This is a genomic window from Dactylosporangium sp. CA-139066 (assembly GCF_050936175.1).
Lineage (GTDB): Bacteria > Actinomycetota > Actinomycetes > Mycobacteriales > Micromonosporaceae > Dactylosporangium.
Genome location: NZ_JBNJNH010000001.1, coordinates 7,414,202 through 7,437,700 on the forward strand (window position 1 = coordinate 7,414,202; position 23,499 = coordinate 7,437,700).

Consider the following 23,499-nt stretch of genomic DNA (forward strand, 5'->3'; position numbering starts at 1 on the left):
TGGCTGAGTGCGGTGCGCCCGGCCAGCCGGGTGCGGCGGGCCGGGCGCGGGGTGCGGTGCCACCTGGCCGGGTGCGATAGGCGCGGCCAGGTGGCGGGTGGCGTCAGGTGCGGTCGGCGGTCTTGCCCTCCGGCTCCGACGCGTCGGCGTCCTCGGCGAGCTCGTCGTCCAGGTCGACGAAGGCGTGCTCGTCGAGGCGGTCGACGACGCGGTCGCCGTCGGAGAGGGTGAAGGGGCCGGTGCCGTCCGTGTCGTCGTAGGTCTCCGGGTCGAGTGGGGTCTCGACCTCGGCGACGATGACGACGCCGTCCAGGGACTCGAGCTCGGGGATGTCCAGGGCGCCGAGCGAGCCGTCGCCGGCCTGCATGAGCTCCAGGATGGCCTCGCCGACGGTCTCGACCGCTGACGTGTCGCCGTCGCCCGGGTTGTTGCGGCGGGCGGCCTCGGCCAGGCGGAGCAGGGCGGCGACGCTCGGGACGCGGTAGTCGCGGCGCTGGCGGACCGAGATGACCTGCGGGTGCGGGTCCTCGGCCTCGGTGCCGTCAACGCCGCCGATGCCGACGCCGAGCTGGCGGTCGGCCTCCTCCGGGTCGATCGCCTCGACGTCCCACGGGGTGACCTCGCCGAACTCGTCGAGCAGCAGTTCGTCGTAACTGTTGGAGGCGTTGTTGAGCTCCACGTAGGCGCGCCACACCTCGTCGTCGTCGGCCCGCCCGTTGGCGGCCTTGACCGCGGCAAGATGCTCGCGGGCCGCCGCGATCACGCGCTCGAGCGCGGCGTCAAGCTCCGCGTGCCGGTCGGTCATGATGGGACTCCCCCTGAGATCGATTGAAGAGCTTTGGTCAGGACTGCTGCAGGAACCTGTCGAGCACTCGCACGCCGAACTGTAGTCCCTCCACGGGAATGCGCTCGTCAATGCCGTGGAACAACGCGCCGAAGTTCAGGTCGGCGGGCAGGCGGACCGGCGAGAAGCCGAAGCAGCGGATGCCCAGCCGCGCGAACTGCTTGGCGTCGGTGCCGCCGCTGAGCATGTAGGGGACCGGCACGGCGCCCGGGTCCTCGGCCCGCAGCGCCGCCGACATGGCCTCGACCAGGGCGCCGTCGAACGTGGTCTCGAGGGCGGGCTGGCGGTGGATGTACTCCAGCTCGATGTCCGGCCCGACGATGCGCCGCAGCTGCTCCTCGAACAGCTCCGACTGCCCCGGCAGGGTGCGGCAGTCGATCGTGGCGGTGGCGCGGCCCGGAATGACGTTGTCCTTGTAGCCGGCGGCCAGCCGCGTCGGGTTGGCCGTGTTGCGCAGCGTCGCCCCGATGATCATCGCGATCGGCCCGATCTTGCCGACGGCCGCCTCGGGGTCGTCGAGGTCGAACTCGATGCCGAGGACCTGCGACACCTGCTCCAGGAAGTCGCGCACGGTCGGCGTGAGCACGACCGGGAACCTGTGCCGGCCGACCCGCGCGACCGCCTCGGCGAGCGCGGTGACCGCGTTGTCGTCGTTGATCATCGAGCCGTGCCCGGGCCGACCCTTGGCGTGCAGCCGCAGCCAGTCGATGCCCTTCTGCGCGGTCTCGACCAGGTAGAGGCGCTGGTCGCCGCCGATGCTCACGGAGAACCCGCCGACCTCGCCGATCGCCTCGGTCACGCCGTCGAAGTGGGCGCGGTGCTCGTCCACCAGATACTGCGCGCCGTAGGTGCTGCCCGCCTCCTCATCGGCGACGAACGCGAGCACCACGTCGCGCGGGGGCTTGCGGCCTTCGCGCTTCATCTGCCGTACCAAGGCGAGGACCATGGCGTCGAAGTCCTTCATGTCCACGGCCCCGCGCCCCCACAGGTAGCCGTCCTTGAGCTCGCCGCCGAACGGGTGCACCGACCACTCGGACGCGTCGGCGGGCACCACGTCGAGGTGGCCGTGGATCAGCAGCGCGTCACGCGCGGGGTCCTCGCCCTCGAACCGGGCCACCACGCTGGCCCGCCCCGGCGCGCTCTCGAAGATCTCCGGCTGGAAGCCGACCTCGGCGAGCTTCTCCGCAACATACTCGGCGGCGACCCGCTCACCGGCGCTCGTGTCGAGATCGCCGGTGTTGGTGGTGTCGATGCGCAGCAGGTCGCGGCAGATGTCGATGACCTCGTCGGTGGCGTCCATGGAGAAGTCATATCAGGCGGCACTGACAGTTTTTCCGGTGGTCCGGCGACGGCTACCCAGTGTCGCCGCCGGACCACCCAAAGTTTCACCAACCGAACCCGGCGGCGTAGCTGATCGAGGCCAGCACCGCCTGTCCCGACGCGTTCGGGTGGAAATAGTCCCAGGTGGAGACCTGGGACAGCACGAACTGGTACCCGAAGACGGCCCCGCCGTCATACTTGCAGTTCGCACCGTACGCGGCACACGCGGCGGCGAGCTGCCCGTTGAAGTCGATGACGCGCTGGCGCACCCGGTCCCGCCGCGCGGCGTCGGCGGCCGCGGTCGAGGACGGGTTGGCCAGCATCGACTGGCATACGCCGAAAAGCGACCAGACCGACCGCGCCGAGGAGCTCGCGCTGCCGACCTGCCAGAGGCGCTTGATGTCCGGGATGCTGATGATCAGGACCTTCGCGTCCGGCAGCCCCGACTTCAGCGTGCCCAGCGCCGAGTCGAGCGACGAGCGGAACGCGGCGACGGTGGTCATCGAGGACTCCGACGACGTACACGCGTCATTGGCTCCGATGAGGATCGTCACGTAGGCCGCGCCCTGGCTCACGACGGTCGCGGCCTGGCCCGGCATGTCGGCGACCTTGGCGCCGGACTTCGCGTCGTTCAGGTTGTGGCCGTTGATCGCCGGGTTGACGGCCCGGATGCGCAGGTAGTGGCTGTTGACGCCGCTGTCGGTGCCGGTGCTGAACGACCGGCTGGGGCAGTCGACGTACCATCCGCAGGCGTTGAAGCCGCGGGAGATCGAGTCGCCCATGGAGGCGATGGAGCCGGGCGGCGGGGTGGCGGCCGCGGCGGCGGGGACGGCGGTCCCGAGAAGCAGTGCGGCGGTGAGGGCGGCGAGGGTGGCGGACCCCCGCCAGGTCAGCGACATGGCGGCTCCTCTTCATCGAGGTACGTTGATGAGAGGGTACCGGCCAGTAACCTGCCGTTTCAAGAATTCGGCGCTCGGGTACCCCGCGGCCCATGAGCGACGCCCCGCTGCCCCCGCTGCCCCCGGTCCCGGGCGTGCCCGACGAGGACTTCGAGCCGGCCGGCCCCGACATGATCGACCTGCTCGAGGCCGACCACGCGGCCCTCGACCGCCTGTGCGCCCGCGCGCAGACCGAGCCCGCCGCGTCCGACGTGCTGGTGGCGACCCTGGCCCGGCACCTGTCGGCCGAGGAGCAATACCTTTATCCGGCCATTTATGCGGTACACCCGGAAGGCCGCGCCATCGCCGAACGCGAGCTGGCAGCGGACGCGGAACTGCTCGTGGCCCTGCAGCGCCTGCACTCGGGCGTCGACGAGGCCGCCCTGCGCTCGGTGACCGAGCACGTGCACGCCCACGCCCGGCGCACCGCCGACGAGCTCTTCCCGGCCCTGCGCGAGCGCTGCACCGGCGGCGAGCTCGTCCGCCTCGGCAACCGCGTGGAGATCGCCCGGTCGGCCGCCCCGACCCGCCCCCACCCCGGCACGCCGTCGACGCCGCCGCTCAACAAGGTCGTCGATCCGGCCCTGGGCGTCGTGGACAAGGTGATGGACGCGCTTACCCGGCGTACGACATGGGAAGAAGACCTCTGAGCGCCTGACGTTTATCGATCAACCGACGGAGGTATCACACTGATATGTACACCATCCTGTGGATTCTCGCGGTGCTGATCGGCATCGCCGGTGTCGTCGCGCTGCTGCGCCGGCAGATCTTGTGGGGCATCATCCTGATCATCGTTGCGCTGCTGGTCGGTCCCGGTGGCGTCAGCATCTTCCATCCATAGACCCCGAGTGTGCCGGCACCCCCTCCGGCCACGCTCGGACAACGGCCCCCGGCGCCCTCGCGCCGGGGGCCGCCGCGTGTCGCGGACCCCCCGATTCGTCAAGATCGCCCCGACCGTGTAATGTGTCGCAGGACCGTTCGAGCGGGGCGAAAGCACCGCGTACAATGGTCGAGCCGGTCGAAGTGGCGGAATGGCAGACGCGCTAGCTTGAGGTGCTAGTGCCCGTATAGGGCGTGGGGGTTCAAGTCCCCCCTTCGACACACTTTTGTGGCATACCTGCCCTACTTTGGTGGCGAGTGTTCAAGTGTTCTTGAGCACTCGCCATGTGCATCTCTGCGCACCTACGAGGGCGCGTCGTGACGCGCCCGATCGCTCCACTCATCCTGTCATCCGCCGGCAGTGAGCCGCAGCGTCCGCTCGCCCGGCCGCCGCTCCCCCTCGCAACGCTGCCGGAGGGCCGACGGCGCTCGTGGCAGTACGCGGTCTCCACGATCGACAACCGCGGCCGGGTCGCCGAAACGTCGGTCGTCCGGGCGCTCGGGTGGGCGGCCGGTACCCGGCTGCACGTCCGCGAGCAGGGTCGCCTGATCGTTGCCGTCCTGGACGAGCAGGGCGTGTTCCAGATCAGCCAGACCGGGCACCTGCTGATCCCGGTGGCAGTCCGGCGGTGGGCCGATCTGCGGCCCGGTGACCGGGTTCTGCTCGCCGGCGACCCGGACCGGAAGCTGATCGTCGTGCATCCGCCGGAGGCGATCGACGCGATGGTCGAGCAGCTGCACGCGATCCGTCTCGGAGACCCGCTGTGACCGCCGCAGTCGGACCGGCGGAGTTGGAGGCCGCCCGGCTGCTGCTGGCGCGGATGGGCATCTCCCCCGCTGATCTCGTCGGTGCCGGGCGGCCGGCAGCGCCGACGTTCGCCGAGTACATCCCGGTCGTGCGGGAGGCGGTCACGGACGGCAGCCGCAAGGCGTACAACAGCTATTGGAACCGGGTCCTCGAGCATTGGGCGCAGCGGCGGATTGATGAGGTTCGGGCGTCGGATATCGAGCGGCTGGCGGAGCATGTGAAGGCGAATCGGGTGCAGCGGCGTAATGCGCGGGGCGGGCACGGTTCGGCGGAGAACCTGATCTCGGCGTTGCGGTGTCTGTACCGGCGGGCGGTCGCTGACGGGCTGTTGTCGGAGGGTGAGAATCCGGCGTTGAAGGTTGGCAAGCCGCGGCGGGCGCCGTCGACGCGGCGGGCGGTGCCGGACACCCGGCTGGCGGAGATCAACGAGGCCGCGGTCCGGACGAGTGACGATCCGGACCTCGACGGTCTGCTGCTGCGGCTGCATACCGAGACCGCGTGCCGCCGCGGTGGAGCGCTGGCGCTGCGGCCGATGGATCTCGACGCGAAGCAGTGCCTGATCCGGCTGCAAGAGAAGGGTGACACGGTCCGCTGGCAGCCGGTCTCCCCCACGCTCATGCAGCATCTGCTGCTGCATGCCGAGCAGCGGCAGGCGCCGGCGGACGGGCCGTTGTTGCGGTACCGCAATGGCCGGCCGATCACCCGCCGCCGCTACGACACGTTGTGGGGTCGGATCGGTGAGGCGCTGCCGTGGGTGGCGACGCAGCAGATCAGCACGCACTGGCTGCGGCACACGACCTTGACCTGGGTGGAACGCAACTTCGGGTACGCCATTGCCCGCGGTTACGCCGGGCACACCGACCGCGGCAGCGACGTCGGCAGCACCGCCACGTACGTGAAGGCGACTATCGAAGAACTCGCCGTGGCGGTGGCGGCGCTGACCGGCGAGCCGCACCCGCTGGTGTGACGCTGGTCGGCCCGGCCGGCACGTGGACGCACGTGATGACACGTGCCGCTCGGGCCGCCGGTGCCGGAGGGTGGGAGCGTGACGTTCCTTCCTGACGCCGCTGGGCCGCACCGCCGTGCCGGTTTGCCGTTGCCGGTGTTGCGGCCAGTGGCGACGGCTGCGGAGTGGTATTGCGTGGTGACGACGATCGACGCGCGTGGGCGGTTGGCGGACGGGTCACCGGCTCGTGTGCTCGGGTGGTCGCCGGGCCGGCTGCTCGCCGTCGCCGTCGCTGCGGGTGTGGTCCAGCTGGCTCCGGCCGGGGACGGTGGGGTGGCCGTTACGAGGCAGGGGTACCTTCGGCTGCCGTCGCAGATCCGGCATGCTGTTGGACTCGTCCCGGGTGATCGCGTCCTGGCTGTGGCACGGCCGGCCCGTGACACGGTGATGATCTATTCGATGCCGGTCCTCGTGGAGCGACTCCGGCCCCTGAACGGGGTCTTCGCGTGATTGCGGCTGAAGGTCGATCCGGGGTGGTTGATCTGCAGACGGTTCGGCTGTTGCTGGACCGCCTGGGCGTGTCCGCGGACGACCTTGTCGCCGGCTCGGCCTCGCGCGCCGTGCCGACTTTCGACGAGTACCTCGATCAGATCAGCGAGGCGGTTTCGCCGGGCAGCCGCCGGGCGTATGCGTCGTACTGGCGGCGGGTTCGCCAGGTCTGGGGTCATCGGCGGCTCGACGAGCCGACCGCTTCGGAGATCAAGCAGCTGGCCGAGTCCGCGAAGCAGGCTGCGGTGGTGCGCGCGAACTCGCGCGGAGGCCGCAGCGCCGCGGAGCACATGATCTCGGCGTTGCGGTGTCTGTATCAACATGCGGTCGCCGACGGCCTCCTGGCAGAAGGGGCGAATCCGACGGTCCGGGTCGCGAAGCCGCGGCGGCTGGCCAGTGCCCGGCACGCATTGACGGACGGTCAGCTGGCGCAGGTGTTCGCGACGGCCTCGACGACCGGGAACGATCCCGAGCTGGATACCCTGCTGCTGCGGCTGCATCTGGAGACGGCCTGCCGCCGCGGCGGCGCGCTCGCGCTGCGTCGGTTCGACCTGGACGGCGAGCAGTGCCTCGTCCGGCTGCGGGAGAAAGGTGAAACCGTTCGCTGGCAGCCGATCTCGCCGTCGCTCATGCAGCACCTCCTGACACATGCCGAGCAGCGCGGCTCCGCGTTGGACGGTCGCGGGCAGCTCGTGCGTTACCGCAACGGCCGAGCGATCACCCGCCGACGGTACGACTACATCTGGCAGCGCATCGGCCGGCACCTGCCGTGGGTCGCGACGCAGCAGATCAGTACCCACTGGCTGCGGCACACCACCCTGACCTGGGTGGAGCGGAACTTCAGCTACGCCGTGGCCCGCGCGTTCGCCGGTCATACCGGTCGCAGCGACGCTGGCCCGACCGCCACCTATGTCCGCGCCGACGTCCATGAGGTCGCGGCGGCCACCGCCGCACTCACCGGCGAACCGCATCCGCTCGCTGCAGCGCCGCGGCTGCACCCCAGCGATCTGAGCGTCACCCTGGAGGAGACGGTATGACGAACTACGGCGTTAACGCCGATCGCGGCCTACTGCTCGCCATATGGCCGGCCGGGCGGGGCGCCTTCGCGGAGACCGTGGCGACGCTGCCCGCGGCTGTGTCGCCGGGGCACGGCTCCGCGCTCGCGGACAGCCTCTCGGCGCTTTCAGCGGCTCTCTGGGACCGTTACGTCCAGGCCGGCTCGATGGCAGGCGACGGAGGGGACGATGACGAGGCGGTCCTCGGGTCCGGCCCCGCGTGGAGCGATCGGATCGTCGCACTGGTGCAACGAGCAGCCCGCACCGCCGCCGACGTGCACCTCGACTTCTACGACCCGATCGAAGACGCCGCACACCAGGTCGGGCGCGCGTTGGGGCCCATCGGAAGCGTCGCCCTGGACGACACGGTGCTTGCCGAGGTGCGGCGTGAGGTTGCCGGGGTTGATGCGGCTGGGGGTGGTGACCTTGCCGGACGGGCTCGTCAGGCGGTGACATTGAGCCGGCTCGACGTGTCCCCAGTCCAGGTCGCGGCTGCGGATCAGGCCCTGCGGCGTGACCCCTTCGGCAGCGAGGAGCTGTTCACGACGCTGGAGCCAACCGCCGCTGCGGTCGCCGCTGCCCACTGGCTGCGGGCGGCCGCCAGTGTCGCCGCTGACATGGCCGGGATTCCCACCGTTGACGTGCTGCACACGGCGGACGGGCTCGAGGCCCTTCCCCACGCGGTGGCGGCGACGATCCTGGAAATGATGTCCCTGCGGTGCTCGCCACGTGAGGCGGTCATCGGCCTGGTCCAACAGGCAGCCGCTGTCGCCGCCGGCGAGGCCGCCGACCTCTACGAGGCCAGGGACGCCATCGAGCAGGCGATCCGGCGGGCCGAGACCGAGGGCGGCCTCGACGAGGTTGAGCACGTTGAGCCGGTCCGGCTGACCCCGCTCGACCCGCGCCGACCGTCGCCCGATCTGCTGGAACAGCTCGTTGACGCGATCCGAGGATGCTGGACCGTGTACGCCGAATACGTCGACAGCGCCGAAGACGTGGAGACCGCGCACGAACGCCAGGCCCGGCAAGCCTTCATAGACGCCGTACGGGCCCGCGCAGCAGACACCGCTGCGCAGCTTGCGGCCTGACTGGACTTCGACCGTCGCCAGCGACGACGGCGGAGCGTCTACGCAGGCGCGCTCGGTGGGATCACACCTTGCCGTTGCAGGCGACGGTAGACCCGGTTACTGACTGCCGGATGCAGCCGCTCAGGCTCCTTCTGCCGCGGCTGCACGCTGAAGCGCTCGATGAGTTGCTCGACCTGCTTGGTGCTGAAACGCCGCCGCCGCGCAATGTAAACGTGAGCAACCCGCTCGGCTCGGCACTCGTCCGCCAGCCAACGCTTCGAGACCCCGAGGAGCTCGGCCACCGCGTCGATCGTCAGCAGCTTTCCCGCCGGTTCAACCCGCTGACCGTCGTCGGCGGTGCTGGCAGCATTCGGCATCTCAACCTCCAGAGTCTTTGTGTTGAGCAGTGACTGCGGCATCGGCCACATCACGTCCAGCATCCTAGGACAATGGGGGTCCCCGGTCGGATGGCACCGTGCTGCACGGCCCGAACAAATACGTCAAAGCGAAATACATTCGAATCCATTTGTATTTAAGGCTAGAGAGGCCACCGCGGATGGTTCATACTTTCATGGGATGAACCGTTCATTACGAGTGATTATGGACATGCTTTCGACCTGCGACTTTCTGTAATTGCTGCTGGTAGATGTGCTGTGGGATGGCCGGTTCATACGCCCTGGATGCAGCCCCGAGTCAGTCGCGTGTTCCCAGTGGGAACACGGATTCGCGCTACTGTCCGTCTCGCCGGGAAGGCTTTGACGGGAGGCAACGGGGATGGCTTCGATCGAACAGCGGGCCAGCGACCAGTTCCGCGTGAAGTGGCGCGCGGGACGCGGCGCCAAGTGGGAGAACTGCACGTTCGCAACCGAGGCGCTTGCGCTTCGCGCGAAGCAGCTCGTGGATGGACACGGGAACAAAATTAAGGCCGAGGATGTGTACCAGGTTGTGCTCGACCTGCCGGAGCTAAAGGTCGTTTCGAGTCAGGCAGACGCGCCGCCGGCGACCGAGGTTCCGACCGTCGGCGATTGGATCGACACGTTCACCGGCAAGAAGAAGGGTATTCAGGATGGCGTGCTCAAGGAGTATCGCCGGATGCTGGACGTCGAGGTCAAGCCGGTCCTCGGGGGCAAGCGGCTAAATGCTGTGACTCGCGACGACGTCGACGAGTGGGTGGACAAGCTTATTCCAAGATTGAAGCCACGTTCGATTCACCGATACCACGCGGTGCTCCATCAAGTTTTCGCACTGGCGATGGGTAAGCACATCTTCGACAATCCGTGCACGCCCGAACCGGGGAAGAAGCGAAAGAATCTTCCGGCTATTGAGCCGTTCGACGCAGTCTTCCTCGAAAAGGCTGAGATTGCCGTTCTTGTGAAGAATTGCCCGTGGCAGATTCGGGATATGGTTGACGTCGCCCTGGGTTCAGGCATGCGGTGGGGCGAGTTGGCGGCGCTACAGAAACAGGACGTTTCCCTGAGTGGCAAGCAGGTGAAGATTCACGTCCGGCGCGCACTGAAGGCAAACGGCACGGTCGGTAAGCCGAAATCGAAGAAGTCAATTCGCACGATCACGGTTTCTCGGCGCCTGGGCGTGATTTTGCGGAGGCGGCTGGAGGCGATTCCGACGCCCGAGGGGGTCGTGTTTCCGTCACCGTCAGGCAGGATCTGGAACGCGAATAATTTTCGTAACCAGTATTGGTTGCGGGCCGTGGCGAGCGCGCAGCGCTGCGGGACGCACCCGCCTGCGCTGAAGCAGACGTCGCGTGGCGTTCTGATGGATCCGCTTGCCGTGTCGTCGTGTTCGTGTGCGTCGCGGCTGCACCGGACGCCTCGGTTTCACGACTTGCGGCACACGCATGTTGGGCTGCTCATCGATGCGGGCTGGAACCTGTACGCCATCCAGATTCGGATCGGCCACGAGTCGATCAAGACGACGTTTGACGTGTACGGCCACTTGCGCGCCGAGGGCAACCCCGAGGAGTTGGAGCGGCTCGACGAGCTGATGGCCGCGTAGGGCTGCGATGTCGCCCGGCGCAATCGGTGGCGGGACTGTCTGACCGTTCGGGCAGTGGCCCACCATCGCCAGGCTGTTCCAATGTAGGCGCGAGCGTCCGGTGACGTCCAGGCGATGGGCTCGCACCTAGGCTTCGTTTGGTGCTGCCAAGGTGCGGGGACGTGGCACTGGCTGACACGTCCCCGCACCTTCCCTCGTCGCCCCTTGCGGAGCAGGGTCGAGTTCGAACTGCTTGGCGTCCATCGTGGTGCCGATACAGTGATGGGGCTCAGGTCCGCAGGGAGCGTATGGCCGACAGTTGGTGGAACTCGCAAGCGGCTGAACTGCCTGTGCTGCAACAGGGAGGTGCCGTTCCTCGGACCAAGCGAGGTGGTAAACATCGCGCGGCGCTGCGACGCCCTCAGTGGAAGCGGTCGTCCCAAGCGGTTAGGCGGCACCATTGACCAGCAGAGAGGCGCTGCCCGGCCTGGCTGTCGCTGACGCGGACACGTCAATGGTAGTCGCGGTTTGGACACTCGCCCGGCGGTTGCGGGCGAACGCCGAGCGTCGGGCTCTGGCTGGCACCGGTCTCACACTGCCGGATTACGTCGTGCTGCACCTCATTCACGTGCAGCCGGACGTCAACGTCATGGAGGTGAGCCGTCAGGCGGGCATCGCGAGAGCCACCTTGAGCGGCATCCTCGCGAAGCTTCGCCGTAAGGATTTGGTCAGCCGTCGCACGCCGGTAGACGATCGACGTCTTGCCGCGCTGGTGTGCACGCCAGATGGTGATGCGCTCGTCGACCGAGTCGAGGCGACGCTGCGTACGTCTGACGTCACCTATATCAGAAGGCACGGTGACCTCCGCGGTCTCTGCGAGGCGGTAGAGCGCCACTTGGGCGATCTGGGGCTGCGGTGATCGTTCATCGGCCGCCGGTGATGCAGCTAGGACCGGCGTTCGGTACGGTCGGTCCATGGACGACGCCGAGTTCGAGGCGCTGCTGCACGAGCTTGCGGCCGTCACCGACGCCGAGCTCGTCGACGATATCCACGCCGCGGCCGCCGCGGTGTTCGACGCGCTCGACGCGTGGCGGGCTAGGCCGGCGTGGTCGAACGACGGCGTTGGCACGCGGCTTGTCCAGATCGTTGCCAGCACCCGCACGGCGCTCGCGGCGCTGCCCGACGGCGCTGGCGTGACCGCGACCGTCAACGCCGTCCGCCCGCTGCTGGGCGCGTACTGGCCCGGCCGGCCGGAGCCGGCTGCGGCCGCCGCCGCGGCGGTCGAGCGGCTGCGCGCTGCGGCGCTGCACCGCCCGCCCGGCATTGTCCAGGCCCGGTCCATGCTCGCCGCCCGTGACGGCCGGTAACGCTGCGCCGGCCGCGGACCTGGATGCCGAACTGCGCCACCAGCTCGACGCCCAACTCGCGCAGATGGCGCAGCTGCGCTGTACCGCCCGGTGCCGGCCAGCCCAACTGCGCGCCCTGGTCCTCGTCGACCCGTCTCTGCCCGGCGCGTGGGCCCCAGCAAGCAACCCGACCTGCGGTTCGCCGAACTCCTCAATGAGACCGCCGCAGGCGGCGGACTGCCGATTCATCACCATGATGCATCGCGGTGTCTGACGAGCATCGCCTTGGCGACGGTGTTCCGGTCGGCGTCGGGGAGTGCGGAGAAGGTCGCGGTGACGAAGTGTGCGGCGAGTTGGTGCGAAGACAGCTTGGCGGTGTCGTCGCGCAGCAGTGTCACGGCGGTGGGCAGCGGGTCGGCTGCTGGTGCCTGGTCGGGATGGGCGGTGTCGGCGAGTGCCTGGCGGGCGGCTGCGAGCAGGTGGGCGACGCGTTCGCCACGCGCTGCGGTGGCTTTGAGGGTGGCGGTGAGCAGGGCTGCGGCCATGCCGGTGGCCTGCTCGGGGTGGGCGAGGAGCGTGCTGCCGCGGACGGCGGCGTAGAGCCAATGCGGGAGGGTGGCCGGAGCGTGGCAGTTGACCTGAGTCACGATGCGCCGGTAGAGCGCGAGCGCGCGCAGGGGGTCGGCCCAGCTTGCTGGCCGGGAGAGCGCGGCTGCTACCGCTGCGGGGTTCCAGTTGTCGTCCTCGGCCAATTCGAGTAGGCGCTGCTCGTTGAGTGGGAAGTCTCCGATGCGGGCCTTGATCAGCGTCCTGATGCACTGCTCGAGTCTGTCGTCGGTGATGGCGCCGCTGGTGGTGAGATGCCGTAATACGGCCAGGGTGGAGGTCGTAGGGACGCCGGCTGCGCGGGCAAGAGCGCGTAGCGCCGGGTCGTCGCTCCAGAGGGTGGCCCCGCGTGCGCGGGCAAGGTCCAGCGGCGCGGCCCAGGTCACGACGGCGGGCGAGGCGTGGTTGCCGACGATACGTTCGCTGGGAGGGGTGAGTCGGTTCAGCGCCTCGACGGCGTCGTGGAGACGGTTGGCTTCGAGGGCGAGCCGGTCCGCTTCGGCCTCGGTGGTCTCGTCCAACAGCAGGTGGTCCTGCTGTTCGTCATAGCGCCAGGATGCGGTGCTGCGCAGGTTGAGGGTGTCTCTGGCGTTGAGCGCGTCGAGCATGACGTCGTCGGCGGTGATGACCCGGGCGAACCGCGCGGTCACTGTCATACGGATGTCGTCGGGAAGCGCCAGGATAACCGTGATCGCCGGGACGTCGAGCACGATGTCGTGGTCTTCGGCGGAGCGCGCGGCCTCGGTGCATACGGTGAGCTCGTGCAGGTCGGGTTTGTGGGCTGGGAGTACGCCGTCCGCGCGGTACAGGCAGATCTCGGTGTAGCTGCGTCGGGCCATGGCGGCGAGCAGACAGAGCGGTGCGGTGCCGCGGGCAAGGTTATGGACGAGGCGGCGCCAGTGCTGCTGTTCGTCGTCGCTACGGCGGGCCATGTCCACCAGATCCGCGCGCAGCTGCTCCTGGTCGATGGTTTGGATCCGGCGCAGGTGGATGCTGTCGGGCCAGCGCTGGAAGAACCGTTCCGTTTCGGCAGCGATCCCGGCGCGGACATCGTCGGGGAGTTCGACCGGGGTCGGCCAGGGCAGCGCGAAATTGATCAGCACAGTAGCTACGAACTGTTCGTCGTCGCCGAACCGGCGCAGCAGCCGCAGGCAGCCAGTGACCGTGTCGGCCGGCTGGCCCAGCCGGCGGGACATCTTCACCCAGGCCCGAGCGTCGGCAGGGTTGGACGGCTCGAGCGGCTCGGGTGCGTCGTGCAGGACCCGCCAGGCCGCGTTGAGGTCACCGCGCTGTAACAGGGTGCGGATCAGTGCCCATCGGCCTGTGCTGTCGCCCGGCTCGACTTCGAGTACGGCATGCAGCAGGTGGCACATCTCATCCAGTCGGGCGTCGCGGCTGGCGAGGTGGGTGGCGAGCCGCAGCGCGTCGGCTCTGCCACTCCACTGCGGGCTCGTGCGGGCCAGCAGCGCGTCGACCTCGGCCTGCGCCTCGACAATACGGTCGGCGCGGGCAAGGGCCTCAGCGGCAGCGTGGCGCAGTGACGGGTCGTTGAAGTGGTCGGCAGCATCGCGCAGCGTTTGCGCCTGGTCGTCGGTGTTGCCGAGCTTCTGGTAGGCCATGGCGAGGCTGAGCGCGGCGGTGATCGAGGAGCGGCGCCGCTGTCGCAGGCGGCCGATCGCCGCGCCGGGCCGACCGGCGGCGAGTTCGGCCACGGCTTGCAGCTCGGCCGCCTCATCCGGGTAGCGGGCCGCGAACGCTGGGAACCGGGTCAGGCCGTCGACTCCAGCGGTGGCCAGCGCCAGCAGTGCTTGGGCGAGTTTCTCGTCATCGTCAGCGAGCTCGGCTGCACGCCACCACGCCGAACTCGGGTCGCCGCCGTCGGCCTTGGTGAGGTATCCGCCGATCAGTGCGATGGTGGCAGCGTGGGTGAGCCGGGTCGCGCAGTCCCGGGCGAGATCGAGGGCATCGAGGTGGAGCGCGGCGAACGCTACGTACTCACATACCTGCGGTGAGGCAGACTCGACCGGCAGCGCGTCACCACCTGGAGCACCGAGTGCCAGGACCTGGCGCAGGTCCATCAGCAGCAGGCTGGCGTGGCAGGCCAGCGCGACGGCCTCCGGACTGTCACCGCGATACATGCGTCGCTCGTCGCGGGCACGCAGCGCCAACGTCCGAGCCTCGCGCAGGTCGGCGTCCCAGTTCGGGGACTCCCCGCGCCGGGCGCGGATGATCAGCAGCTCGGCCCTGGCTGCGGCCAGCCCGGGGACCCACTGTTCCCGAAGCGCGTCGGCCAGGACATGCAAGCCACGGTCGAGCATGTCCCGCGATAGGTCCACGCGCGGGTCGCCCGGGCCAGCCAGCCGAACCCGCAACGCGGCGCGCAGCGTGCGGTCGCTCGGGTGGTCCGGTACCCATGCCTCCACGATCCGGGACGCGGTGCCTGGGTCGTCGCGCAGCAGCGCGGCGACGGCCTCCGCGTACGGTTCATCGGCGGTGGCGCTGTGAAGCGTTGCGAGCGCCTGCCGACGACCGTCATCGGTACTGCTGCCCTCGTAGATCATGGCCGCCCGGGCGAGCCACAAACTGCGGCGCGGGGCTCCCTGGTCAGCGGCCGCGATGAACAGCTCGGCCGCGAGCATACCTGCGCCATAGCTGGCGGCGAGCTCACCAGCGGCAAGCTGCACCTGCCAGGACGCTGTCCCCAGCCATTCAGGACAATGGTCCTGCCACTGCCCCAGCACCGCAGCGGGACGATCTTCGACACCGGTCACTGCAGCGATCAGCCGCCAGGCAAGGTCCTGGTCGTCGCGCCACGCCGCGAGTAGCCGCGGCCCGCACGCAGCCGGAAGCTGCCGTAGCCGGTCGTTGACCTGCTCTGCACGCGTTGCCATCGGTACCGACGCTGGTCCCGGGACTTGGACGACGGCGGAGACATCACGTACGAGCATGTCCAACGTGACGATGGCAGCGGATTGGGCGTATTGAGCGGATAGGTACAGCAGGTGCTGCCACAGCGCCACTGCCCGGGCCGCGCCGCCAGCCAGTGGCACCAACTGGCTGACGACGTTCGTCGCGTCGGCTGGGTCATCGCCTTCCAGCCGCAGCTCGATGATCCGCAACGCCTTCAACAGCCGCCAGGTCAGCGCGTCGGCTTCTGCAGGGCTGCCGAGCGTTAGCCTGCCCTGCTTCACGGCCGCCTGCACTGCGCTGTCCAGGTGCCGAAGCCTGGCCCGGACCTTGCCGTTGGTGTGCTTCGGGGCCGCTATGAAGTCCCGGAAGGCCGCGTCGTCGGGCCGCTTCCGGGCCCAGAACGCCAGCTGTTCGACCTCGTTCGCTCCCGAGTGGGGCGCGGCGACAGCAAGGGCCAGCCGCTCACGATCGCCGTCGAGTGCGGACTGCCGATCAATAACCGCACGCAGATAGTCCACCAGCAGGGTGACGAACGGAGCGCTACCCCCGCTGATCGTCGGCGCACGGCGGACACCAACAGCCATCAAGCGAGAACCTGTCGGGCCGTCACCAACCACGACCAGGTCATCGACGGGACACGAGGCAGCTTGCTGGAACGCTACCTGACGCGGCGTTATCGCGTTGCCGAGGCCGGGCACCGGATGGCCCTGCAGCAAGGCAGCTAGCAGCACCGCGCCGTACGTGTGCTCCAACACCGTGCCACCACCACCAGTGGCGTACGGGCTGGCCAAACCACCATCGTTCGACTCCACCGGCGAAGCCGCCCCCTCACGCTCAGCGCCGCCGCGACGTAACGGGCGCGCACGAGGACCATCATCTCGCGGCGGTACGACAATTCTCGGGGCGTGGCGCTCGCAAGCCTCGAGTCCGTTCCGCTGCAGCAACCACCGGAACCGCATCCCTGGATGCCTATTCAGCCGACGCGAGAGTTCATGCCGTCTGCCACGGTCATTGTGATCGCACAGCCCTCGACCGCCGCCAGCCAGCACGCACCAGGGCACGATGCGGCGACACGTGATGGAAGCGCATGGTGGCGCCGCGCATGGTGGCGCCGCGCCTGGGGGCGGAGCCGTGGCGGAGTGCGGGCCGATGCTGAGCGTCGTGCTGACGGTGGCCGTATCTCCAAGCATCAGCGGTGTTCAATGCAATCACCGTCTCAGACGGCTAGACGAACACAGCAACAGCCACCAGGACCCCAGGGCCGGCGCGCTGCAAACACGAATTGCGTGGACGGTGAGCAGTTCCGCGTCTGCCGACCCCCTGTGGGCAGACGCTGAGTTATCCACAGCCCGCGATGATCGACCGTTTCGATGTCCCTGTGATCGCCTACAGTGAGGATCGTCGCTGCTTCGAGATAGGGGTATACGGGTGGGTGGCACCGGCTCGGTCGCGCAGTTGACGTGGACGCGGTGGCAGGTGCGACCGGTGTTGGCACACCCACGATTCGCTGAGCCGGGCTGGTCGTACGGGGAGCCGGTGACACGGGCTTGTCCGCGGTGCGGCGGCCAGCTGCACAGCCTGCGCAAGCCGTATGAGAGTGCCGGCCGGACGTACCGGTACGTTGCGCTGGTCTGCCCTGCTTGCCCAGCGACATTTACCCTGCCGGAGGTCGGGGCAAAGAAGTACGACGACGTGATGAAGCCGGCTGCCTCATCTGCTCGCCTACCGGAGCTGGCGGCTGGTGGAGGGGCTCAGGGGTCGTCCATGGCGACGGACGTGCGAGAGCTGATGCGGGCTGTCGGTCGCCGGCTTCGGCCGGGTGGCGCCTCGAAGCAGGATGGTGGCTATCAGGTGGTGTCACCGCGGCACGGGCAGAGCATGACGGTGACAGGCCGGGAGGTGATCGTCGGGCCGCCGGAGCACACCTGCGGGGTGGACTTGGAGTCCGGTGTCGGCGTGCGGGTGATCGCCGCTGGCGGCTGGTCCACGCACTTGGCGACGCCACCGACCGCGCCGCTGCCCGTCGTGGTGGACCAGGCACTGAATTGGGTGAAAGTCACCGATCCCGCCGGCTGGCGTGGTGCTCCGGCGGGCGCGGATGTACGGGTCATCCTGCCGGACTCGCCGCAGACGGTGACGCTGCAGGAGCGGCTGCGAGCGGACGGGCTGCCGTTCCGGGCGGTGCGGTACTGGGTGGAGGACGAGGCGGTCACCACGAACACGAGGCTGGAGCTGTCCGCGGCGGCTCGGCCATGTGCCCTGACCGATCGGTTCAGCACCGCAGCGACTAGTCTCGCCGGACTGGAGGCGGCGGCGGCGCGGGATGCGTTCGATCTCGTGTGGCAGGCCACCGCCCCACTGCCGCCCGAGCCGGCGGTGTATGTGCCTGCCGGGCAGGTGCTGCCGGCTGCGTGGGTGCCGTTGCTGTCGCATCCCACGTTGAACCCGGCCCAGGTCGAGGTGGTGCCGCATCTGCTCGGTCATGACCGGCACGTGCTGGTGGTCGCGCCGACCGGGGCGGGCAAGACCACGATCGGGATGGTCGCCGCCCTGCAGACCCTGCGCGGGCAGCGGCGCAAGGCCGCGTGGCTGGTGCCGCAGCGGTCGCTGACCGACGAGCTGGACGCGGAGTTGCAGCGCTGGCGCGATGCGGGGTTGCGGGTGGAGCGGCTGTCCGGCGAGTACGCGGTGGATGTGCAGCGGGTCCGCGACGCGGACGTGTGGGTGGCGACCACGGAGAAGTTCGAGGCGCTGTGCCGGGCCGGCTCGGTACGGCAAGCCCTGGCCGAGGTCGGCAGCCTCGTGGTCGACGAGATCCACCTGCTGGGGGACGCCGGGCGGGGTCCCGTGTTGGAGGCGCTGCTGGCCCGGGTCCGTGGGGAGGCGTCCGCGGTGCGGATCGTCGGGCTGTCCGCGACCGTCGCCAACGCCGAGGAGATCGCCGGCTGGCTGGGCGCGCAGATGGTGCGGGTGGCGTGGCGGCCGACCCGGCTGACCTGGCAGCTGCCGATGATCGCAGCGACCTCGGACTGGAAGGCCGCCACCGCGGCCCGTGCCCGCCTGGCCGCCGTGCTGACCACGCAGGTGACCGACGATGGGGGTAGCGTGCTGGTCTTTTGCGGCAGCAAGCACAACGTGCGCGCCACCGCGCTGGCGATCGCCGATGCCCGGGGTGCCCGCGTTGACGGGATCGACCCGGCCGACCTCGACCGCGTCCATGCCATCTGCGACGAGGTCGGAATCGGGCTGCACTACAAAGACTGGCCGCACAAGCGCGACGCCGAACGCCGCTTCCGCGCCCGCGAGTTGGACGTGTTGGTCGCCACCACGACCGTCGCGGCTGGCGTCAATCTGCCAGCCAGGGCGGTGGTCGTCCGCGACACCCAGGTTGGGTTGGACCACATCTCCGTGGCCACCGTGCAACAGATGTTCGGCCGCGCCGGCCGCGTCGGTGCTGGCGAGACCGAGGGCTACGCCTACCTCATCTGCGACGAGACCGAGCGCCCGCTTTGGCAGCAACGCCTGGTCGACGGCTACACCGTCACCTCCCAGATCCTGTCCACCCTGCCCGACCACCTGCTTGCTGAAGCCGTCCAGGGACGTATCTCCACCCTGCGGGAGGCCGAAGCGTGGTGGGAGCAGACCCTCGCCCACCACCAGGGCGACCGCGATACCCAGATCGTTGCCGACGCGATCGACTTCCTCAGCGTCGGCGGCTACCTCACTAGCCAGCCGCATCCGTCCGGCGACGCCGACCTCGCCCCGACCGAGCTGGGGACCCTGACCGCCAGGCTGATGGTGTCCACCTTCACCGGCGTCGAGCTGCGCGCCGACCTTGGGGAACTGCCAGTCCCTACCAGGCCAGACCAGGCCGAGAATCTGCTGCTGGACCTGCTGGCCGTCACCATCCCCGAGCTGGCCGAAGCGCCCATCGCCGAGGAAGTGCGACCCGCGGTCGCCCGGGCCCTGCAAGCCGGCGGCCGGCTGGACCAGCTCGGCACCGCCCGCACCTACATCCGCGGCGGCCTCGGCTCCCAGGCACCGTTTGCCCCCGGCGACCTCGCCAAAGCCGCCCTCAAGCTCTGTATCCACAGCCCAGCCGCCATGCGCCGCCCCGGCCGTGCGGTAGCCGGGATCCCGACCGCGGCAATGTACCCGATCTGGGAACTCGCCCCTCGCTACCTCGGCTGGCTCGCCGGGCAGGGCTACCTTGCAGCCGTTCACCCATGGATCGCTGTGGTCGCTGCCGACCTGTCCCGCCGCATCCGCTGGCGCGCCGCCGCCCCGCCCCGCGGCGCCGGCCGGCTGCTGTGGATGTGCGAGCAGATGGCCACCCCACTGCACGCCCCGACCGACACCCCGACGCTGTTCACCACCGCGACTGCCCGCGGCATCACCAGCCCGGACTGGACCAACACTGCACGGCCTTCCGGCTGCCGCCTCGATCCAGGCGACTACACCACCCTGCTCCGCGACCGCGCCACCGGCACCACCATCGACCCCCAGCCAGACGGCGTCAAGATCACCGCACCGCCGGGCGCCCTGATCGTCACCTGGACCGGCTCCTCAACCAGCGCCCACCGAGCAACGGGCAATCCGAAAGAGCTGCCCTACCCGGACGGGGATTCCGGCCAAGGACAGGGCCTGGCCATCTTTACCCGTCGAGGTGACAGCATCGCAACCGGCTGGCTGGACACCTACCAGCGTTGCGTCGCGCACCGGTGAGATGAGAATCGCCCGAGCGACTCGGCATCGGCGGCACTGCCGAGCCGAGCCTCCGCCTACGCCCTGATTGAAATACCTGGTGGGCGCTTAGTTCGCATCATGTGACGGGCTCATAGGTCCGAGATAGCTCCCCTGGGGCCGACGTGTCATGGGGTGTGGCCTGCCGCAGGACTCTCGCGGTGGTGCTGGTGTGCTCGTACGGTGTTGACCTGAACGGCGACTCGCACGTCGGTTACCGGCCGTTCACGTACGTCCCGCCCGCTCGTGCCGGCCCCGGATCAGCCGGTCAGCCGTGACGCAGTCCTTGGCAGGGCTACACGGTTGGGTGGTTGCGGACCACGGGGAGGAGCGCGGCGTTGCCTGATGGCGACGAGGACACGAGCACGGCCGTTGCCCCCGCCGGCTGGGGGCCGACCGAGGACGGACTGGCACAGGCGCTCCTTGCAGAATATGGCAGGGAACTGCGGTACTGCCCGCCCTCCGGCCGGTGGCTGCGATGGGCGCAGTATCGGTGGGTGTGGGACGAGGCGGACCTGCACTGGCAGTACGTGCTGAAGCTGGCCAGGCAGTTGCCGAAGTCCGGCCGCTGGCGCCGGTTCCACAGCAAGGCGCTCTCGGCGGCCGGTGTTGCGGGCGTCACCCGGCTCGCCCGCACCTCCCCCGCCGTCACGGTGGGTCTCGACGAGCTCGATGCGCGCCCGTACGAGCTGAACACGCCGGCCGGGATCGTCGACCTGCGCACCGGCCTTCTCCGCCCGGCGGATCGCACGCACCTGCACACGCGCAGCACGACGGTCGGTCCCGACTTCGACCGCCGCGGTGAGGTGTTCGATCGGTTCCTCGACGACACCTTCGGCGACGACGTCGGCGTGCGCACGTATGTGCAGCGGCTGGTCGGTGCCGCTGCGATCGGGACCGTGCTGGAGCAGATCCTGCCGTTCGCGCACGGCGACGGCGCCGACGGCAAGTCGACGCTGTTCGGCGCAATCATGTACACCCTCGGCATCGACAAGACCGGGTACGCGATCGCGGCATCCTCGGACCTGCTGCTCCAACGCCAGCATGCCGACCACCCCACCGAACTGGCGCAGCTGGCCGGTGCACGGCTCGTCGTGTGCTCCGAACTCGACGAGGGACAGCGCTTCGCCGAAGCCCGGGTCAAACTACTCACCAGTCCTGACATCATCCCCGCGCGGTTCATGCACGGAAACTGGTTCTCGTTCCGGCCCTCCCACTCCTTATTTCTGCTTGGCAATCACCGCCCCGCGGCAAGCGCCGGCGGGCCCGCGTTCTGGCGGCGCCTGCGGCTGGTGCCGTTCTCCCGGTCTGTGCCAGAGGACCGGCAAGATCCGCATCTGCCCGAGCGGCTGCAGGAGGAAGCACCGGCCGTCCTGGCGTGGGTCGTGCAAGGCGCGGTCGCGTACCTGCGTGACGGGACCGGCGAGCCGGACACGGTCCGGGCCGCGACCGCCGCCTACGCCAGAGAGCAGGACAGCGTCGCAGGATTCGTCGCCGACTGCTGCGCGCTGGCCGTGGACCAGCCCGCCGTGCAGGTGGCCACCGGCACGCTGCGCAGTGCGTATGAGCTGTGGTGCGCCGAGAATGACGACGCACCGGTCACCCCGAAGGTGTTCACCCAGCGGCTGCACCGGCTCGGTGTCATGTCCGGCCGCGGGGCCAAGGGCGTACGCCGGTACAAAGGAATCACCTTGCGCCCTGAGACCCAGCAACGGCAACCCGAGCAAAGCCGCGAACCGATGTTCTGATTACCTTCTCTACGCTTGACCGCACCACCTCCCGAGTTGTTCCCGCGGAGGATGCACCACGTGTCGGGTGCCGGCCAAAGCGTGGACAACCGGGGACCTGGACATTGAACCCGGCCACCGTCGACCGACGCCTGCGCCACGCCCGCGGCGTCGCCACCTAGGGTGAAAGCCGCGTCCTCCGTTCGGTTCTCGAGGCCATCCGGCGCCGGTAGCACCCTGCCGCCGGTGAACGACATCGACCTCGCTCAAGTCGATGTCGGGAGGAGGCCCCCTTCCTCGACCGTTGGCCCCGCTTGCCGGAGCCAGCCTTCAGCCTGGACATCTGCCGTTGTGCCGACCGAGGGCCATGATCAGCCCTTCCGCCGCGGTCGCCACACGTGACACGCCCCCACACGTCGTCGCACGTTCCGGCTGGCCCACCCGACAGGCAGGGTCGAATCGCCTGCCCAAGTAGGGCAGACGGGCCATGTCGCTGACGCCGCTGTAACCGCGGCCACCGATGACGCCGGCCATCGACGTCGAGAGGAAGATCGGATGCGCGTGTCGCGAAAAGCTCTGCTCCTAGCGGCAACGCTGATTGCCGCGGTGCCGGTCGCCGGAACACCCGCAGCGGCGCAGACAACCATGCGCGATCGGCAGTGGTACCTGCAGACACTCGACATCGCCGCCGCGCACCGCCTGTCCACCGGCGAGGGGGTGATCGTCGGGGTCCTCGACTCCGGTGTCGGCCCGCACCCCGACCTCGACGGCCGCGTCCTCGACGGCATCTCCTACGTACCGGGCAACAACAACAGCCGCGTCGACGGCAACGGACACGGCAGCGCCATGGCCGGCATCATCGCCGCCAACGGCGGCACCGATGACCACCTCCTCGGCATCGCACCCCGAGCAAAGATCCTCTCCGTGCGGACCGGGAACGGCGGCAAGAGCCTCGGCCGGACCAACATCCCCAACGGCATCCGCTGGGCCGTCGACCACGGCGCCACCGTCATCAACATCAGCGAAGGCGGCAAACTCGAACCGGGCGGTCAGGCCGCCGTCCGCTACGCCCTCGACCACGACGTCGTCGTCGTCGCCGGCAGCGGCAACGTCTCGCAGTTCGCGCCGGGCAGTGGGGTCATCGAACCGGCAGCGTTCCCCGGCGTCATCGCCGTGTCGGCCGTCGACCGCACCGGCATCGTCTGGGACGGCGCGATCGGCGGCCCCGAAGTCGTCCTCACCGCGCCCGGTGTCGACATCCCGGCCGTCTGCGCCGAGGGCGGCGGCCGGGTGCCCGGCTACTACCTCACCTCCAACGGCACCAGCAACGCCGCCGCGGTCGTGTCCGGCGCCGCCGCCCTGATCCGCGCAAGGTACCCGAACCTGCCGGCCGCGGGCGTCATCCAACGGCTGATCAGCACCGCCGAGGATGCCGGCCCACCCGGCCGGGACCCGGACTACGGCTATGGCCGGCTCAACCTGATCAATGCCCTCACCGCCGACGTCTCCACAACCGGCACCAACCCGCTGCTGCCCACGGCGTCGCCAACTCTGGATTCAGGATCGGGTCGCGACGGCAGCGGCGTGTCCGCCGGGTTCTTGATCGTAGCCGCGGGTGGCTGCTTGGTGCTGATGCTGGCCGGTGTCGCCGGAGCTGTTGGCGTCCGGCGACGCCGCACCTGACCGGCGCCGCACGACGACGTCGTGTCACGCCGCCACAGATCGCGGCAAGGGCGAGCGGGCCCGTCGCACAGCGGTGCCGACGTCTT

Annotated in this window: 17 protein-coding genes and 1 tRNA gene; 13 read left to right on the forward strand and 5 right to left on the reverse strand. The window is 69.4% G+C overall.

The annotated features are described in order from the left end of the window. Positions 1-103: 103 nt before the first annotated feature. From ACQEVU_RS33985 to ACQEVU_RS33995, 3 genes are all read right to left on the reverse strand, one after another. A complete protein-coding gene (locus ACQEVU_RS33985; protein WP_433330844.1) occupies positions 104-805 on the reverse strand; it encodes a hypothetical protein in 702 nt (233 codons plus the stop codon). Between the two features lie 37 nt (positions 806-842). Next, positions 843-2,144: a M20/M25/M40 family metallo-hydrolase gene (locus ACQEVU_RS33990; RefSeq protein WP_433330846.1), complete on the reverse strand. Its 1,302-nt coding sequence runs from the start codon at positions 2,142-2,144 to the stop codon at positions 843-845. Positions 2,145-2,229: 85 nt separating this feature from the next. Next, positions 2,230-3,063, reverse strand: a complete 834-nt coding sequence (locus tag ACQEVU_RS33995; RefSeq protein WP_433330848.1) for an SGNH/GDSL hydrolase family protein — start codon at positions 3,061-3,063, stop codon at positions 2,230-2,232. A 92-nt stretch (positions 3,064-3,155) separates the two neighbouring features. Here ACQEVU_RS33995 and ACQEVU_RS34000 point away from each other — a divergent pair, with 92 nt between their 5' ends. From ACQEVU_RS34000 to ACQEVU_RS34030, 7 genes are all read left to right on the forward strand, one after another. Beyond that, positions 3,156-3,752, forward strand: a complete 597-nt coding sequence (locus tag ACQEVU_RS34000) for a hemerythrin domain-containing protein (RefSeq protein WP_433330850.1) — start codon at positions 3,156-3,158, stop codon at positions 3,750-3,752. 44 nt (positions 3,753-3,796) lie between these two features. Continuing rightward, positions 3,797-3,943 (forward strand): GPGG-motif small membrane protein, encoded by a 147-nt coding sequence (locus ACQEVU_RS34005; protein WP_433330852.1) that lies wholly within the window; start codon positions 3,797-3,799, stop codon positions 3,941-3,943. Between the two features lie 176 nt (positions 3,944-4,119). Continuing rightward, positions 4,120-4,203: transfer RNA gene (locus ACQEVU_RS34010), tRNA-Leu, on the forward strand. Positions 4,204-4,299: 96 nt separating this feature from the next. After that, positions 4,300-4,749 (forward strand): AbrB/MazE/SpoVT family DNA-binding domain-containing protein, encoded by a 450-nt coding sequence (locus ACQEVU_RS34015; RefSeq protein WP_433330854.1) that lies wholly within the window; start codon positions 4,300-4,302, stop codon positions 4,747-4,749. Continuing rightward, positions 4,746-5,756 carry a tyrosine-type recombinase/integrase gene (locus ACQEVU_RS34020; protein ID WP_433330856.1) on the forward strand — a complete coding sequence of 337 codons (1,011 nt, stop codon included), beginning with the start codon at positions 4,746-4,748 and terminating at the stop codon, positions 5,754-5,756. The genes ACQEVU_RS34015 and ACQEVU_RS34020 overlap by 4 nt, the downstream gene beginning before the upstream one ends. A 512-nt stretch (positions 5,757-6,268) precedes the next feature. After that, positions 6,269-7,321, forward strand: coding sequence for a tyrosine-type recombinase/integrase (locus tag ACQEVU_RS34025; protein WP_433330858.1), 1,053 nt, complete (start codon positions 6,269-6,271; stop codon positions 7,319-7,321). After that, complete coding sequence (locus tag ACQEVU_RS34030; RefSeq protein ID WP_433330860.1) at positions 7,318-8,427, forward strand: hypothetical protein; 1,110 nt, start codon at positions 7,318-7,320, stop codon at positions 8,425-8,427. Before ACQEVU_RS34025 ends, ACQEVU_RS34030 begins: the two co-directional genes overlap by 4 nt. Positions 8,428-8,465: 38 nt before the next feature. On the opposite strand, the gene ACQEVU_RS34035 is transcribed toward ACQEVU_RS34030, so the two are convergent. Further along, a complete protein-coding gene (locus tag ACQEVU_RS34035; RefSeq protein WP_433330862.1) occupies positions 8,466-8,846 on the reverse strand; it encodes a helix-turn-helix domain-containing protein in 381 nt (126 codons plus the stop codon). 334 nt (positions 8,847-9,180) lie between these two features. Between ACQEVU_RS34035 and ACQEVU_RS34040 the strand changes: the two genes are divergently transcribed. The 3 genes from ACQEVU_RS34040 (at position 9,181) to ACQEVU_RS34050 (ending at position 11,765) form a co-directional block, all read left to right on the forward strand. Beyond that, positions 9,181-10,419: a tyrosine-type recombinase/integrase gene (locus tag ACQEVU_RS34040; RefSeq protein WP_433330864.1), complete on the forward strand. Its 1,239-nt coding sequence runs from the start codon at positions 9,181-9,183 to the stop codon at positions 10,417-10,419. A gap of 439 nt (positions 10,420-10,858) precedes the next feature. Beyond that, positions 10,859-11,317 carry a MarR family winged helix-turn-helix transcriptional regulator gene (locus tag ACQEVU_RS34045; protein ID WP_433330866.1) on the forward strand — a complete coding sequence of 153 codons (459 nt, stop codon included), beginning with the start codon at positions 10,859-10,861 and terminating at the stop codon, positions 11,315-11,317. Positions 11,318-11,372: 55 nt separating this feature from the next. Then, positions 11,373-11,765: a hypothetical protein gene (locus ACQEVU_RS34050; protein WP_433330868.1), complete on the forward strand. Its 393-nt coding sequence runs from the start codon at positions 11,373-11,375 to the stop codon at positions 11,763-11,765. 227 nt (positions 11,766-11,992) lie between these two features. Here ACQEVU_RS34050 and ACQEVU_RS34055 read toward each other — a convergent pair whose 3' ends face one another. Continuing rightward, a complete protein-coding gene (locus ACQEVU_RS34055; RefSeq protein ID WP_433330870.1) occupies positions 11,993-16,051 on the reverse strand; it encodes a PIN domain-containing protein in 4,059 nt (1,352 codons plus the stop codon). Between the two features lie 637 nt (positions 16,052-16,688). On the opposite strand from ACQEVU_RS34055, the gene ACQEVU_RS34060 reads away from it, so the two are divergent. The 3 genes from ACQEVU_RS34060 to ACQEVU_RS34070 all read left to right on the forward strand — a co-directional run bounded on the left by ACQEVU_RS34060 (position 16,689) and on the right by ACQEVU_RS34070 (position 23,413). Next, positions 16,689-19,985 carry a DEAD/DEAH box helicase gene (locus ACQEVU_RS34060; protein WP_433330872.1) on the forward strand — a complete coding sequence of 1,099 codons (3,297 nt, stop codon included), beginning with the start codon at positions 16,689-16,691 and terminating at the stop codon, positions 19,983-19,985. A 356-nt stretch (positions 19,986-20,341) separates the two neighbouring features. Further along, on the forward strand, positions 20,342-21,751 hold the full coding sequence (locus tag ACQEVU_RS34065) for a DNA primase family protein (RefSeq protein ID WP_433335188.1): 1,410 nt from the start codon (positions 20,342-20,344) through the stop codon (positions 21,749-21,751). A 624-nt stretch (positions 21,752-22,375) separates the two neighbouring features. Next, positions 22,376-23,413, forward strand: a complete 1,038-nt coding sequence (locus ACQEVU_RS34070; RefSeq protein WP_433330874.1) for a S8 family serine peptidase — start codon at positions 22,376-22,378, stop codon at positions 23,411-23,413. The last annotated feature ends 86 nt before the right edge of the window (positions 23,414-23,499 follow it).